We start from the raw sequence: 13,473 nt of genomic DNA, 5'->3' as shown, positions 1-13,473 counted from the left end.
TCTCACGTTCCCTTGACGAGGCCGAGTTCGCCGAGGATCGACGCGTTGTGCTCGCCGACATCAGGCACCGGATCCATCCGCGGCGTCACGCCGGGAAGGGTGAGCGCGGGCAGGAAGCTCATCACCGGCCCGCACGGTGATCCCACGCTTCTCACCCGCGCGCGGGCGTGAAGCTGCTCATGCTGCAGGAAAGCCTCGACCGAGTTCAGATGCGCATTGGCAATCGCGGCTTCGTCCAGCAGCCGCAGCACCTCCTCGCTGGTCATGGATGCAAAGCGCCGCTCGATATGGGATTGCAGATCGTCGCGGTTCTGCATGCGCAGCGGATTGGTGCGGAAGCGCAGGTCGTCGGCAAGTGCGGCATCGCCGAGCACGACGCGGCACAGCGACCGCCATTCCCGGTCGTTCTGGATGCCGAAGAAGACGGTCGTTCCGTCGCCGACCCGGAACGGGCCGTAAGGCGCGATCGTCGCGTGCCTGGCGCCGGTGCGCGGCAGCGGCTTGCCGGTACTCTCAGTGTAGAACGCGGGATAGCTCATCCAGTCCGTGATGGAATCGAACAGCGAGGCCTGGAACGCCGTGCCCTTGCCGGTCCGCTCGCGGGCGTACAGCGCCATCAGCACGCCGTTCAGGATGTACATGCCGGTGGCGATATCGACCACCGAAAGCCCGACCTTGGCGGGCTCCGCTTCGGTGCCGTTGATGGCGAGCACGCCGGCCTCGCACTGCACCAGCAGATCATAGGCCTTCTTGTCGCTGTAGGGCCCGCCCGTCCCATAGCCCGAGACGTCGCAGGCGATCAGGCGCGGAAACCTGCGCAGCAGCGATGCGGCGTCGAGGCCGAGCCGTTCCGCCGCGCCGGGCGCGAGATTCTGGATGAACACGTCGGCCCGCGGCAGCAGGGCGTCGAGCACCTTGCGCCCCTCGGGGCTCTTGATGTCGATGGCGAGGCTTTCCTTGGAACGGTTGGTCCAGACGAACTGGCTCGACATGCCGTTCATCACGTGGTCGTAGTCGCGGCAGAAATCACCGGTCCCCGGCCGCTCGATCTTGATCACCCGCGCGCCCCAATCGGCGAGGTGCCGGCTCGCCAGCGGCGCGGCGATCGCCTGCTCCAGCGAAACCACCGTCACACCCGACAGCGGCAGCTCCGCCTCATTCCCCGTCATTTGATCGCCTCCACTCCCGCTCGCTTCTGATCAGCGCGGGAGAACGAGCACCATCCACGCGCATTTTGATTGTGACATCTTGCCCCTGTTTTGCCCGACGAGTCAAACCTGGCTTCGAAAAATCCTAAAATTTGGCGACGTGAGTGTTTGCAATGACTTGGCTACTGTGCATGGGGTTGTTTTCGCAGTTTTTTGTTTGAGGCCCCGACGGCGGGGTCGTCGTCGCGTTCCCCCGGAACTGCCGAGGCTCCTGACCCCGCCCTGTTGCCGAGACCGCACACGTGTCGGCTTTCGCAACCCCCTCGGTTGCCAACGAACCGCCGTTCACCCACTATTCGCAACCGACTCGTCATGTGGGGGGATCGATGCCGGCGTTTCGCTTGAAGTCCTTTGCTAAGCCCTCGGCCGTTGCAAGCCTCGCGCTTGCCCTGGCCGTCCTGGCGCTGCCGCGCGCCGGTTTCGCCTACACCCAGGAGGAGCAGCAGGCCTGCACGCCGGATGCGATGCGGCTGTGCGGCGAGTTCGTCCCGAACGTCGATGCCATCACCGCCTGCATGATCAAGAAGAAGGCGCAGCTCTCGCCGCAATGCGCGGTGTTCTTCCGCCGTGGACCGGAGCCCGGCCAGTCCCGTGCCGGCAAGCCGACCAGCATCGCGCCGAAGACCGCCAAGAAAAACAGCAAGCCGGCGGCGAAGAAGAAATCCAGCCAAGGCTAAGCGCCTAGCGGCCAAGGCTGAGCGACAGCCGGACTCGTTTTGTTCGCACGACGCCGGCAGGCCTCCGCCGATTGACGCGCGTGGGCGCTCGAAAAGAGTCGGTGGCGGGTTTGCGCGGCAAGGTTGCATTTCACTTTCCGCCTCGTTGCTCAAAAAACACACAGACGCCCCCCACGAGCGGCCTTTCGTTGCGGCCCGTGTCTGCCCCCTGCAAAGCAGTGTGACTCAAAAGCCAACACGTCTTGTTATTTCGTGGCTGTCGCGCGACCCCCGACAAATTTTTCTTTCACGAATCAGCGGCGTGATTCATTTTCGCGGCCTGGGGTCAATCTGGAGGCCGAAGGTATGAACGTCATTGTTTTTGCATCGCGTAAAGGCGGCTCGGGCAAAAGTACCCTGGCTGCACATCTTGCTGCGCAGATCAAGGCAAGCAAGCAGGTCATGCTCGTGGACGCCGATCCGCAGGGCTCGCTCACGCTGTGGCACAAGCTGCGTGGCACCAACGAGCCGCCGATCAAGGCGGCCGTGAACTCCCGTCAGCGGCATCGTCTCCGCTGCCAAGCGCGACGGTTATGAATGGGTGTTGATCGACACGCCGCCGAACCTGTCGGCCGTCGTCGACGACGCGATCAAGAACGCCACCATGGTGGTGATCCCCGCCCGTCCCGGCGTGTTCGACGTCAACGCGGTGCAGGAAACCATCCAGATGTGCCGCGCGGCGCGCAAGCCCTACGCGGTCGTGCTCAACGGTGCTCCGGCCAAGCGCGACGAAGCCGAAAGCCCGATCGTCACCATCGCCCGCGAGGCCCTGGCGAAATTCCGCGCTCCGGTGTGGGGCGGCCAGATCACCAATCGTTCGGATTTGCTGATGGCGCTCAGCCACGGCGAAGGCGCGCGCGAGTATCAGGCCGAGAGCCGTGCGGCTCAGGAAATCGCCAGGCTCTGGGCGGCGATCGAGCGTTCGGTGAAGGCTATTCGCGGCACGGCGTCGGCTTCCGGCGCAATGCACAAGCAGGCTGCGTAATTTTCATTGTTTCATTTCGAGCAGCGAAAAACGCGCGGGAATGGCCGCGCGTTTTGCGTTTCTGATATCCCGTGTCATTCCGGGATGGCGCGGAAGCGCCAGACCCGGAATCTCGAGATTCCGGATTCGCCCTTCGCGCGCTCCGGAATGACAAGGTGGGATTACGCCACCATCAGCATGTAGAACACGATGACCGGCGACAGGGTCAGGATCACCGACCAGATGCCGACGGCCCAGAGAATGTCCTCGGTGGTAAAGCCCTGCTGTTCTGCGTCGAAATGCGACGCCATTTCATTCTGACTATTCACAAACGCCCCCGCGATTTCTTCGCTTATGGGCATCAGTGATAGCAGCGATGTTTTAAGATCCGGATCGCATCGGTCCGTGGATTTTGAACACAGGTGCTACCACGGATTAACCATCCCGCGCGCCGGCCTCAGCCGACCAGCCAGACGCGAAACAGCAATACCGGCATCAGGCCGAGCATCACGGCCCAGAACCCGAACGACGAGACGACGAGAATTCCCCGCAAGAGATCGGCGGGCGCGAACTGGCTCGCGGCCGTAGGCCGGTTGCGATACCCCATGGTCATTCCCCCTTCGGTGACTTTGAAGGGAACGATAAGCGCGGTCACGTAAACGAGACGTGGATGCGGATTGCGGCGGCTGCGAAGGCCGTTGGGGCGCGGTTAACCACGCGGGCCTCAACCCTCTCCGCTTGCGGGAGAGGGTGGCTCGCCGCGTAGCGGCGAGACGGGTGAGGGGTCACTCTCCTCACGAACAGTGTTGCGCGTCGAGAGAACCCCTCATCCGGCGCTTCGCGCCACCTTCTCCCGCAAGGGGAGAAGGAAGAACTCGCGCGTAGAGAGAGAGCGCTACGCCGCGACCTTCATCCGTCGCTCGATCTCGCGATCGATCGTTGCCGCGAGCTCGCTGCTCACTTCCACCATCGGCAGGCGCACCTCCGGGCTGTCGATCAGGCCTGATCGCCACAGCCAGTACTTCGCCGGCGCGGGGCTCGGCTCGGCGAACAACAGCCGCGTCAGCTCGGCGACCTCGTGCCAGCGCGCCTGCGCCGCATCGTGGTTGCCGCGCTTCGCCTCCGTGTACACGGCTGCGAACGTCGCGGTCTCGACATGGGCTGACAGCACGATGCCGCCGTCGGCGCCGTCACCGAGCGCCTCGAGATAATTGGCGTCCTCGCCGGTGAGCACGCGAAAACCCTTCGGCCGGTCGCGCAAGAGCGCGATCGATTGCTCGCGGCTCGCGCCGCAATCCTTCAGGCCGATGATGTTCTTGTGCTCGGCAAGCCGCAACATGGTCTGGTTGGTGATGTTGACCGCGCAGCGATAGGGAATGTTGTAGAGCGCGATCGGCCATGCCGCGTGGTCGGCGAGCGCCTCGAAATGCGCCAGCAGGCCGCGCTGCGACGGCCGCACATAATAGGGGCTGGCGATCAGGTAACCGTCGATCGGCCAGTCCGCGGTCTCGTCGAGGCGTTCCTGCAGGCGCGAGGTGTCGGCGCCCGACAGACCGAGGCAGATCGGCAGGTTGCAGCCGCCGGCCGCCATCTCCTCGCGCACCACGGCGACGAGGCGTTCGAGCTCGGCCGCGCGCAGCGTCATGCCTTCACCGGAGGTCGCGCCCAGGATGAAGCCGTCGATGCCCTGCGCACCGTAGTGCCGGGTCAGCCGCCGCAGCGACCTCTCATCCAGCGCGCCGTCCTGGAACGGCGTCACCAGCGGCAGCCACAGCCCGTGCAAATGATCTCGAAGTCCGGTCATGTTTCCATCTCCTTCTCGGGAAAAAGCCTGAGACGGAGGGCACATGAAAAAACCCCGTCCAGGCGGCGGGGTTTTCGAAGATTTGCAGCGATGACGAAGTCAGCTAGCGCGCGCAAAGATCCGAGGCCCCGGGATGGGGCCCTTTTTTCGAGACGATGGCCTCAAACGAGATTGCGCACGACTTCGTGATCATTCGGAAAATGATGCGGAGGATAGGTGGAACTGTCAATACACGCGGAGCGCGAAGCCACATTTTGACGAAAAAAAGCCGGACCCGAGGGCCCGGCTTAGGTATTGGCCACGTGAGGCCGACACAATCACCTTCCAAGAGGGATTACTGAACTCCCGCGCCACTGGAGGAGGGGGACAAATGCGCAACGCGAAGGCTCAGCGTGCAAACATTATGAGCTTGCCGAGTGCCTTGCAGCAACAGCCGAGGCCGCATGTCAGTCATGCGGAAATCAGGACGGCCAGCGTTGCGCCTTGCTCACCACGAAGTCGCGGAACACCTGCACGCGCGCGACCGTCTTCAACTCCTCGGGATAGACGAAGTAGGTGTCGAGCTGGATCGAATCCGACTCGCCGAACAGCTGCACGAGCTTGCTCTGCTCCTCGACCAGGTAATCGGGCAGGGCGGCGATGCCGAGGCCCTGCGCGCAGGCGCGCACGAGACCGAGGATGTTGTTGACCTTGAAATAGGCTTCGCGCGGACCCGAGCCGTTGCGCCCGGCTTCGATCAGCCAGTTGCGGTTCTGCAGGTGCGGCGCGAAGTTGCCGTCCGACAGCGTGATAATGCGGTGGGAGTCGAGCTCCTCCAGCGTGCGCGGCGTGCCGAAGCGCTTGATGTATTCCGGCGAGCAATAGGCGTGGAAGCCCATCGCGAACAGCTTGCGCTGGATCAGATCCGGCTGCGTCGGCTTGCGGGTGCGGATCGCAACGTCCGCCTCGCGCATCGACAGATCGAGCTCCTCGTCGGTGACGATCAACGAGATGCGGATCTCGGGATAGAGCGCGGTGAATTCGCCGAGCCGCGGGATCAGCCAGTTGATGCCGACGCCGGGCGTGGTGGTGATCTTGAGATCGCCGCTCGGCCGCTCGCGGCTGTCGGTCAGCTTGGCGCGCGCCGCCTGCAGCTGCATGAACACGTCATGCGCGGTGCGGAACAACAGGTCGCCCTGCTCGGTGAGGATCAGGCCGCGGGCGTGGCGGTGGAACAGCGAGACCGAGAGCTCCTGCTCCAGCGCCGAGACCTGGCGCGATACCGCCGATTGCGACAGGCCGAGCTGCTCGCCCGCATGCGTGAAGCTGCCCGCTTCCGCCGCGGCGTGAAACACCTTCAGCTTGTCCCAGTCCATATCCGTAAATCCGTCGCGTGTTCGGGGCATGATTCTATTCCGCTGCCGCGCGCTCGCTGGCGCGAAGGGCCAAGAAACGTTCGGCTTCGAGTGCGGCCATGCAGCCGAGGCCGGCGGCCGTCACGGCCTGGCGATAGGTTTCGTCGGCGACGTCGCCGGCGGCGAACAGGCCGGGCACCGAGGTCGCGGTCGAGTTCGGGGCGACCTCGATATAGCCCGAGGGTTTCAGCTTGACCTGATCCTTGACGAGCTCGGTCGCCGGCGCATGGCCGATGGCGATGAAGATGCCGTCGGCCTTCACGTCCGTGAGCGCGCCGGTCTTGACGTTCTTGAGCCGGACATGGGTGACCTTGTTGGGGTTCTCGGTGCCGCAGATCTCGTCGACGGCGGCGTCCCAGATCACCTTGATCTTCGGATGCTTGAACAGGCGCTCCTGCAGGATGCGCTCGGCCCGGAAGTGATCGCGACGATGAACGATCGTGACCTGCGAGGCATGGTTGGTGAGGTACAGGGCTTCCTCGACCGCGGTGTTGCCGCCGCCGACCACGATCACCTCCTTGCCGCGGTAGAAGAAGCCGTCGCAGGTGGCGCAGGCCGACACGCCGCCGCCCTGGAACTTGGCTTCCGACGGCAGCCCGAGCCAGCGCGCTTGCGCGCCGGTGGCCAGGATCACGGTCTCGGCGAGATAGACGTCGCCGCTGTCGCAGGTGAGGCGGAACGGCCGCCGCGCCGTCTCCAGCTTGGTGACCAGGTCGGAGACGACCTTGGTGCCGACATGGACCGCCTGCTTCTCCATTTGCTCCATCAGCCAGGGGCCCTGGATGACGTCGGCGAAGCCGGGATAGTTCTCGACGTCGGTGGTGATGGTGAGCTGTCCGCCGGGCTGGATGCCCTGGATCAGGATCGGCTCCAGCATCGCGCGCGCGGCGTAGATCGCGGCGGTATAGCCGGCCGGCCCGGAGCCGATGATGACGACCTTTGCATGAACAGGAGCGGACATTTCGATGGACGCCTTTCACGGGGGATTTGCAGCGCGGGCGCGGAATGTGCCGGGAGGCCTCGCGGAGGCGCTGAAATATCAGAGCTAATCTAAGCCTTCTGGCGAGCCATGCAAGAATTGCATTCCCTCTCGGCGGATTTTTCCAACAGGGAACAAAAGTCGATTGCGCTGCACGCGCAATAAAATTGCGCTAGCTGTGCTGGTTAGGCTATGAGGATTGCGACAAATCACCCAATACCGCCGCAAAGGCCAGGAGTTCCAATCACGTGTCGCGGAACCTAGACGAGATCGACCTCAAAATTCTCGCCGAGATTCAGGCCGACGGTCGAATCACCAATGTCGAGTTGGCCAAGCGCGTCGGCATCTCGCCGCCCCCCTGTCTGCGCCGCGTCCGGGCGCTGGAGGAGGAGGGCTATGTCCACGGCTATCGCGGCCTCCTGGACGCACGCAAGCTGGGCTTCGACGTCACCGTTTTCGCCGCCGTGCACCTGTCCAGCCAGGCCGAGGCGGATTTGCGCGCGTTCGAGGAGTTCGTCCGCGCCGAGCCTTTGGTGCGGGAATGCTGGATGCTGTCCGGCGAGGTCGATTTCATCCTGAAATGCGTCGCCCCCGACATGGCGACCTTCCAGGATTTCGTCACGCACCTAACCGCCGCACCGCATGTGCGCAACGTGCGTACGTCATTGGTGCTGCACAATTCGAAATACGAGGCGGCGGTGCCGCTGGAGGTGAAGGGGCGGCGGTGAGGGTCTTCTCCCTCTCCCGTTCTTACTGTTCAGACCGAGGAGATGGTGGACGGGTGTTCGGAGACATCGTGGACACTTTCGAGGCTCCCGTCGAGAGGCCGGATGTCGACGGTTGCAATCGTCTGAGTTCTGAAGACGACGTCGAAGACGCCATCCTGTGTGGTTGGCCGGAACGCGACGGTTTTGCCGCGGAACGCCTTGGGGACTTTGATGTTGCGGCCGAGGAAGTTGACGTGTCCGCCTTGTTGGACCCGACGCACGGCATCGCCTGGTGCATATTCGAAGGGCGCGACGGTCTCGACATAGTCGCGCGGGCTCGGCTGGTAACGGCTGGCCGGCACGGCAAGCTCGAGCGCGTCGTGCGGCCGCTGCGTGTTGTAGATGGTGCGCCATCGCTCGAAAGCACGCTGGGCGGCGGCGATATCGGCGAACGGCGGGGCGGACAAGACTTCGGCCTTGAGGCTGCGATGGAAGCGTTCGTCCTTGCCCATGGTTTGCGGATGATAAGGCCGCGAATGGCTGATCTTGACGCCATGCTCGATCAACCAGACCCCGAGAGGGGTGAACGGGCTGCCTGGTCCATCGCCCCATGGCGAGCCGTTGTCGGTGATCAGCCTCTCGGGCAGGCCGTAGCGGCGGAAAGCCGCAATGAGATGCCCCTGAACTGTCTCGGTGCGTTCGTTGGTGCACGCCGCGAGTGCAACTGAGAAACGCGAGTGATCGTCGAGCACGGTCAGTGGATGAAGCCGGCCAGTGTGCATGGCCACGTGGCCCTTGAAGTCCATTTGCCACAACTCGTTCGGCCGCGATCGTTCGAAACGGGTCAAGGCAGGCGAGCCGCCGCCGAATTTGCCCAGTTCCACCCCATGTCGCCTCAGGATCGCCGTGACCGTCGACGGGGCCGGAACGGCTTCCTGTCCTAGATCCTTCAGCCGCCTGGCAATCTTCCGCCCGCCCCAGACCGGATGCTCGGCTCTCACCGAAAGCACGGCCCTCTCGATCGCCGCGGCGGTGCGTGCCGGCGACGTCTGAGGTCGCCGCGGCTGCTCCACAAGTCCAGCCGCCCCGTCGAGCCGCCAACGCTCCAGCCACTTGTAGCCCGTCGTCGGACTGATCCCGAAGCGACGGCACAGCTGCCGAACATTGCTGCCCTCTTCTGAGGCCAACATCACAAACTCCAATCTTGCGTCCATCCGGGACACCTCGCGGAACGGCATCCGACAGCCTCCTTGCTTCGCTGTCGAAAGTGTCCACGATGTCTCCGAACACCCGTCCACCATCTCCTCGGTCTGAACACTTACGGGGAGAGGTGAAGACCGGTCCACAGTCCTCTCCGTCATTGCGAGCGCAGCGAAGCAATCCAGAGTCTTTTCGCAGAGGCAGTCCGGATTGCTTCGCTGCGCTCGCGAGGACGTGTGGTGAGAGCGTGTGTCCACCACAACCCCAGCAACCCGCTGAAACAAAAAGGCCGCGCGTCGCGCGGCCTTTTCGAAACGTCAGCGCAGCGGCAAATCCTTACCGCCACTCAACCTTGGTGATCTCGTACGCCTTGGCGCCGCCAGGCGTGTTGACCTCGACCGTGGCGCCCTTCTTCTTGCCGATCAAGGCGCGTGCGAGCGGCGAGGTGATCGAGATGCGGCCCTTCTTGGCGTCCGCCTCGACCTCGCCGACGATCTGCCACACCGTCTTCTTCTCGGTGTCCTCATCGACCAGCGTCACGGTGGCGCCGAACTTGATGGTGTCGCCGGAGAGCTTGGAGATGTCGATGATGTCGGCGCGCGCGAGCTTGTCCTCGAGCTCGGCAATGCGGCCCTCATTGTGCGACTGCTCTTCCTTCGCGGCATGATATTCCGCGTTCTCCGACAGGTCTCCGTGCGAGCGCGCCTCGGCGATATGCTCGATGATCCGCGGACGGTCCACGGACTGGCGCTGCTTCAATTCTTCCCCGAGCGCGACAAAGCCGGCCTGGGTCATCGGAACCTTTTCCATCGTCTCTCTCGTCCTTCGATCGTGCGCCCCAGAATGCGGATGGGCGCCGCAACCTTGATTCGTCAGTCCTCCAGAGCCCAAAGAGGGGCTTCCGGACCTTGACAGATATGGGCTTTAGCGCCGGAACAGAACTGCCACCTGGCCGGACAGTTCCTCCGGCCATTGTGGCTTCATTGCCAATCACTTAGCGGAAGCTTCGCTGCCGCTAGCGATCAGGTTTCCGAAAAGTAGCTCTGCAGGGTACGAACCTCAAGGTCCCCGCCCAGATAGGCGCGGATGCCCTGCGCGGCCGCCACGGCCCCGGAAAGAGTGGTGTAATATGGCACTTTATGCAAGAGGGCCGCGCGCCGCAGCGAGCGGCTGTCGGCCAGTGCCTGCGGGCCTTCGGTGGTGTTGAAGACGAGCTGGACGTCGCCATTGGTGATGGCATCGACGATGTGCGGCCGCCCCTCCAGCACCTTGTTCACCTTCTCGGTCGGGATGCCCTGGTCGGTCAGGAAGCGTGCGGTGCCCGAGGTCGCCAGCACCTTGAAGCCGAGCGAATGCAATTCGCGGACGGCCTCGGCAATGCGCGTCTTGTCGCTTTCGCGCACCGAGACGAACACCGTGCCCTTGCGCGGCACCCGCGTTCCGCCGCCGAGCTGACTCTTGGCGAAGGCCACCGCAAACGAGCGGTCGATGCCCATGACCTCGCCGGTCGAGCGCATCTCCGGGCCGAGCACGGTGTCGACGCCGGGGAATCGTGCGAACGGGAAGACCGATTCCTTGACGCCGACGTGCTTGAGCGTTGCCTTCTTCAGCTTGAAATCGGCGAGCTTCTCGCCGGCCATGATGCGCGCGGCGATCTTGGCCACCGGCGTGCCGACCACCTTGGCGACGAACGGCACGGTGCGCGAGGCGCGCGGATTGACCTCGAGCACGTAGATCTCGCCGTCCTTGATGGCGTATTGCACGTTCATCAGGCCGATGACGTCGAGGCCGAGCGCGAGCTCGCGGGTCTGCCGCTCCAGCTCCTCGATCATTTTCGCATCGAGCGAGTGCGGCGGAAGCGAGCAGGCGCTGTCGCCGGAATGGATGCCGGCTTCCTCGATGTGCTCCATGATGCCGACGATGAAGGTGTCCTTGCCGTCGCAGAGGCAGTCGACGTCGATTTCCGTGGCGTCAGACAGATAGCGGTCGAACAGCAGTGGGTTCTTGCCGAGCACGGTGTTGATCTGCCCGGTCTTGTCGTTCGGATAGCGCGCCTTGACGTCGGCCGGCACCAGCTCCGGCAGCGTGCCGAGCAGATAATCGTTGAGCTGGTTCTCCTCGCGGATGATCTGCATCGCGCGGCCGCCGAGCACGTAGGACGGGCGCACCACCAGCGGCAGGCCGAGATCGGCAGAGACGAGGCGAGCCTGCTCGACCGAATAGGCGATGCCGTTCTTCGGCTGCTTGAGGCGAAGCTTGTCGAGCACGCGCTTGAAGCGGTCGCGGTCCTCGGCGAGGTCGATGGCGTCGGGCGAGGTGCCGAGGATCGGCACTTCCGCGGCTTCCAGCGCGCGCGCCAGCTTCAGCGGCGTCTGGCCGCCGAACTGCACGATGACGCCGTGCAGCGTGCCCTTGCTGCGTTCCTTGGCGATGATCTCCAGCACGTCCTCGGCGGTCAGCGGCTCGAAATAGAGCCGGTCGGCGGTGTCGTAGTCGGTCGACACCGTCTCGGGATTGCAGTTGACCATGATGGATTCGTAGCCGGCGTCATGCAGCGCGAAGCAGGCGTGACAGCAGCAATAATCGAACTCGATGCCCTGGCCGATGCGGTTGGGACCGCCGCCGAGAATGATGACCTTCTTCTTGTCGGACGGCGTGCTCTCGTCCGCGGGTAGGCCCGCGAACGGCGCCTCGTAGGTCGAGTACATGTAGGCGGTCGGCGAGGCGAACTCGGCCGCGCAGGTGTCGATGCGCTTGTACACCGGGTGAACGCCGAGCGCGTGGCGCTTCGCCTTGACTTCAGCCTCCGTCGTCTCGGCCAGCACGGCGAGCCGCGCGTCGGAGAAGCCCATGGCCTTCAGGGTGCGCATGCCGAAAGCGTTGCCAGGCAGGCCATTCTTCCTGACCTTCTCCTCCATCTCGACGATGCCGCGCATCTCGGCAAGGAACCACGGATCGATCTTGCAGGAGTTGAAGATGTCTTCGTTCGACCAGCCGAGCCGCATGGCCTGGGCGACCTGGAGAATGCGGTTCGGCGTCGGCGTGCCGAGCGCGGCACGGATCGCGTTCTTGTCGTCGTCGCGGCCGAGGCCCTCGATCTCGATCTCGTCGAGGCCGGTCAATCCGGTCTCGAGCCCGCGCAGGGCCTTTTGCAGGCTTTCCTGGAAGGTGCGGCCGATCGCCATGACTTCGCCGACCGACTTCATCGAGGTGGTCAGCGTGGTCGAGGCGCCCGGGAACTTCTCGAAGGCAAAACGCGGCACCTTGGTGACCACGTAGTCGATGGTCGGCTCGAACGAGGCCGGTGTTGCGCCGCCGGTGATGTCGTTGGCGATCTCGTCGAGCGTGTAGCCGACCGCGAGCTTGGCGGCGACCTTGGCGATCGGAAAGCCGGTGGCTTTCGAGGCCAGCGCGGAGGAGCGCGACACGCGCGGATTCATCTCGATGACGACCATGCGGCCGTCCTCGGGATTGACGCCGAACTGCACGTTGGAGCCGCCGGTCTCGACCCCGATCTCGCGCAGCACCGCCAGCGAGGCGTCGCGCATGATCTGGTATTCCTTGTCGGTCAGCGTCAGCGCCGGCGCCACCGTGATGGAATCGCCGGTGTGCACGCCCATTGGATCGAGGTTCTCGATCGAGCAGACGATGATGCAATTGTCCTTCTTGTCGCGCACCACCTCCATCTCGTACTCTTTCCAGCCGAGCACGGATTCTTCGATCAGCACTTCGTTGGTCGGAGACGCATCGAGGCCACGCTCGATGATGTCGAGGAACTCTTCCTTGTTGTAGGCGATGCCGCCGCCGGTGCCGCCCATGGTGAAGGAGGGACGGATGATCGCGGGCAGGCCGATCTCGGACAGCGCCATCATCGCCTGGCCCAGCGCATATTCCTGATAGCGCTTGCGGCGGTCGCCTTCGCCGAGGGTCCATTGCCGGTCGAGCTCTTCGAGCGCCGCGCCCGACAGCTTCTCGCGTTCGGCGTGATATTTGTCGCGGAACGACTTCTTCAGCTCCGAGGCGTTGGCAAGCCGCGACTTCGGGGTCTGCAGCCCGATCTTGGTCATGGCGTTGCGGAACAGCTGGCGGTCTTCGGCCTTGTCGATGGCATCGGCGGTGGCGCCGATCATCTCGACGCCGAACTTCTCCAGCGTGCCCTGCCGGCGCAGCGACAACGCGCAGTTCAGCGCGGTCTGGCCGCCCATGGTCGGCAGCAGCGCGAAACCGCCGGGAATGACGTGACGTTCCTTCTCGATGATCTTGGCGACGATCTCGGGCGTGATCGGCTCGATATAGGTCGCATCCGCCAATTCCGGGTCGGTCATGATGGTGGCCGGGTTGGAATTGACGAGGACGATGCGATAGCCCTCTTCCTTCAGCGTCTTCACCGCCTGCGTGCCCGAATAGTCGAACTCGCAGGCCTGGCCGATCACGATGGGGCCGGCGCCGATGATCAGGATGGTGGTGATGTCTGTACGTTTGGGCATCAACTCTCGCCGAA

11 protein-coding genes and 1 pseudogene are annotated in these 13,473 nt (G+C 64.1%); 3 read left to right on the top strand and 9 right to left on the bottom strand.

The window, feature by feature from the left end; translation table 11 throughout:
- Positions 1-2: 2 nt before the first annotated feature.
- On the bottom strand, positions 3-1,169 hold the full coding sequence (locus AB7M16_RS13675) for a CaiB/BaiF CoA transferase family protein (RefSeq protein ID WP_453944207.1): 1,167 nt from the start codon (positions 1,167-1,169) through the stop codon (positions 3-5).
- Between the two features lie 365 nt (positions 1,170-1,534).
- On the opposite strand from AB7M16_RS13675, the gene AB7M16_RS13670 reads away from it, so the two are divergent.
- The gene (locus tag AB7M16_RS13670; RefSeq protein ID WP_271508907.1) at positions 1,535-1,885 is read left to right on the top strand and encodes a hypothetical protein; all 351 of its coding nucleotides are present in this window, start codon (positions 1,535-1,537) and stop codon (positions 1,883-1,885) included.
- 345 nt (positions 1,886-2,230) lie between these two features.
- A pseudogene (locus tag AB7M16_RS13665) lies at positions 2,231-2,909 on the top strand (AAA family ATPase).
- Between the two features lie 161 nt (positions 2,910-3,070).
- Here the strand turns inward: AB7M16_RS13665 and AB7M16_RS13660 are convergent.
- The 5 genes from AB7M16_RS13660 to trxB form a co-directional block, all read right to left on the bottom strand.
- Positions 3,071-3,250, bottom strand: a complete 180-nt coding sequence (locus tag AB7M16_RS13660) for a hypothetical protein (protein WP_210268521.1) — start codon at positions 3,248-3,250, stop codon at positions 3,071-3,073.
- 95 nt (positions 3,251-3,345) lie between these two features.
- Positions 3,346-3,501, bottom strand: coding sequence for a hypothetical protein (locus AB7M16_RS13655; RefSeq protein ID WP_172788974.1), 156 nt, complete (start codon positions 3,499-3,501; stop codon positions 3,346-3,348).
- 282 nt (positions 3,502-3,783) lie between these two features.
- Positions 3,784-4,692 carry a 4-hydroxy-tetrahydrodipicolinate synthase family protein gene (locus tag AB7M16_RS13650; protein WP_453944206.1) on the bottom strand — a complete coding sequence of 303 codons (909 nt, stop codon included), beginning with the start codon at positions 4,690-4,692 and terminating at the stop codon, positions 3,784-3,786.
- A 461-nt stretch (positions 4,693-5,153) separates the two neighbouring features.
- Positions 5,154-6,077: a LysR family transcriptional regulator gene (locus tag AB7M16_RS13645; protein WP_025032176.1), complete on the bottom strand. Its 924-nt coding sequence runs from the start codon at positions 6,075-6,077 to the stop codon at positions 5,154-5,156.
- Between the two features lie 4 nt (positions 6,078-6,081).
- The gene (trxB, locus tag AB7M16_RS13640; RefSeq protein WP_453944205.1) at positions 6,082-7,047 is read right to left on the bottom strand and encodes a thioredoxin-disulfide reductase; all 966 of its coding nucleotides are present in this window, start codon (positions 7,045-7,047) and stop codon (positions 6,082-6,084) included.
- Between the two features lie 266 nt (positions 7,048-7,313).
- On the opposite strand from trxB, the gene AB7M16_RS13635 reads away from it, so the two are divergent.
- A complete protein-coding gene (locus tag AB7M16_RS13635) occupies positions 7,314-7,793 on the top strand; it encodes an Lrp/AsnC family transcriptional regulator (RefSeq protein WP_172788989.1) in 480 nt (159 codons plus the stop codon).
- A gap of 29 nt (positions 7,794-7,822) precedes the next feature.
- On the opposite strand, the gene AB7M16_RS13630 is transcribed toward AB7M16_RS13635, so the two are convergent.
- The 3 genes from AB7M16_RS13630 to carB form a co-directional block, all read right to left on the bottom strand.
- A complete protein-coding gene (locus AB7M16_RS13630) occupies positions 7,823-9,010 on the bottom strand; it encodes an IS481 family transposase (RefSeq protein ID WP_453944204.1) in 1,188 nt (395 codons plus the stop codon).
- A gap of 298 nt (positions 9,011-9,308) precedes the next feature.
- Positions 9,309-9,782 (bottom strand): transcription elongation factor GreA, encoded by a 474-nt coding sequence (gene greA, locus AB7M16_RS13625; RefSeq protein WP_036009537.1) that lies wholly within the window; start codon positions 9,780-9,782, stop codon positions 9,309-9,311.
- Positions 9,783-9,994: 212 nt separating this feature from the next.
- The gene (carB, locus tag AB7M16_RS13620) at positions 9,995-13,459 is read right to left on the bottom strand and encodes a carbamoyl-phosphate synthase large subunit (RefSeq protein WP_453944203.1); all 3,465 of its coding nucleotides are present in this window, start codon (positions 13,457-13,459) and stop codon (positions 9,995-9,997) included.
- Positions 13,460-13,473: the final 14 nt, after the last annotated feature.

This window comes from Bradyrhizobium sp. USDA 372 (genome assembly GCF_053629095.1).
Note: the sequence above shows the minus strand (reverse complement) of the source record. Positions and strands in the feature narration are given on the sequence as shown.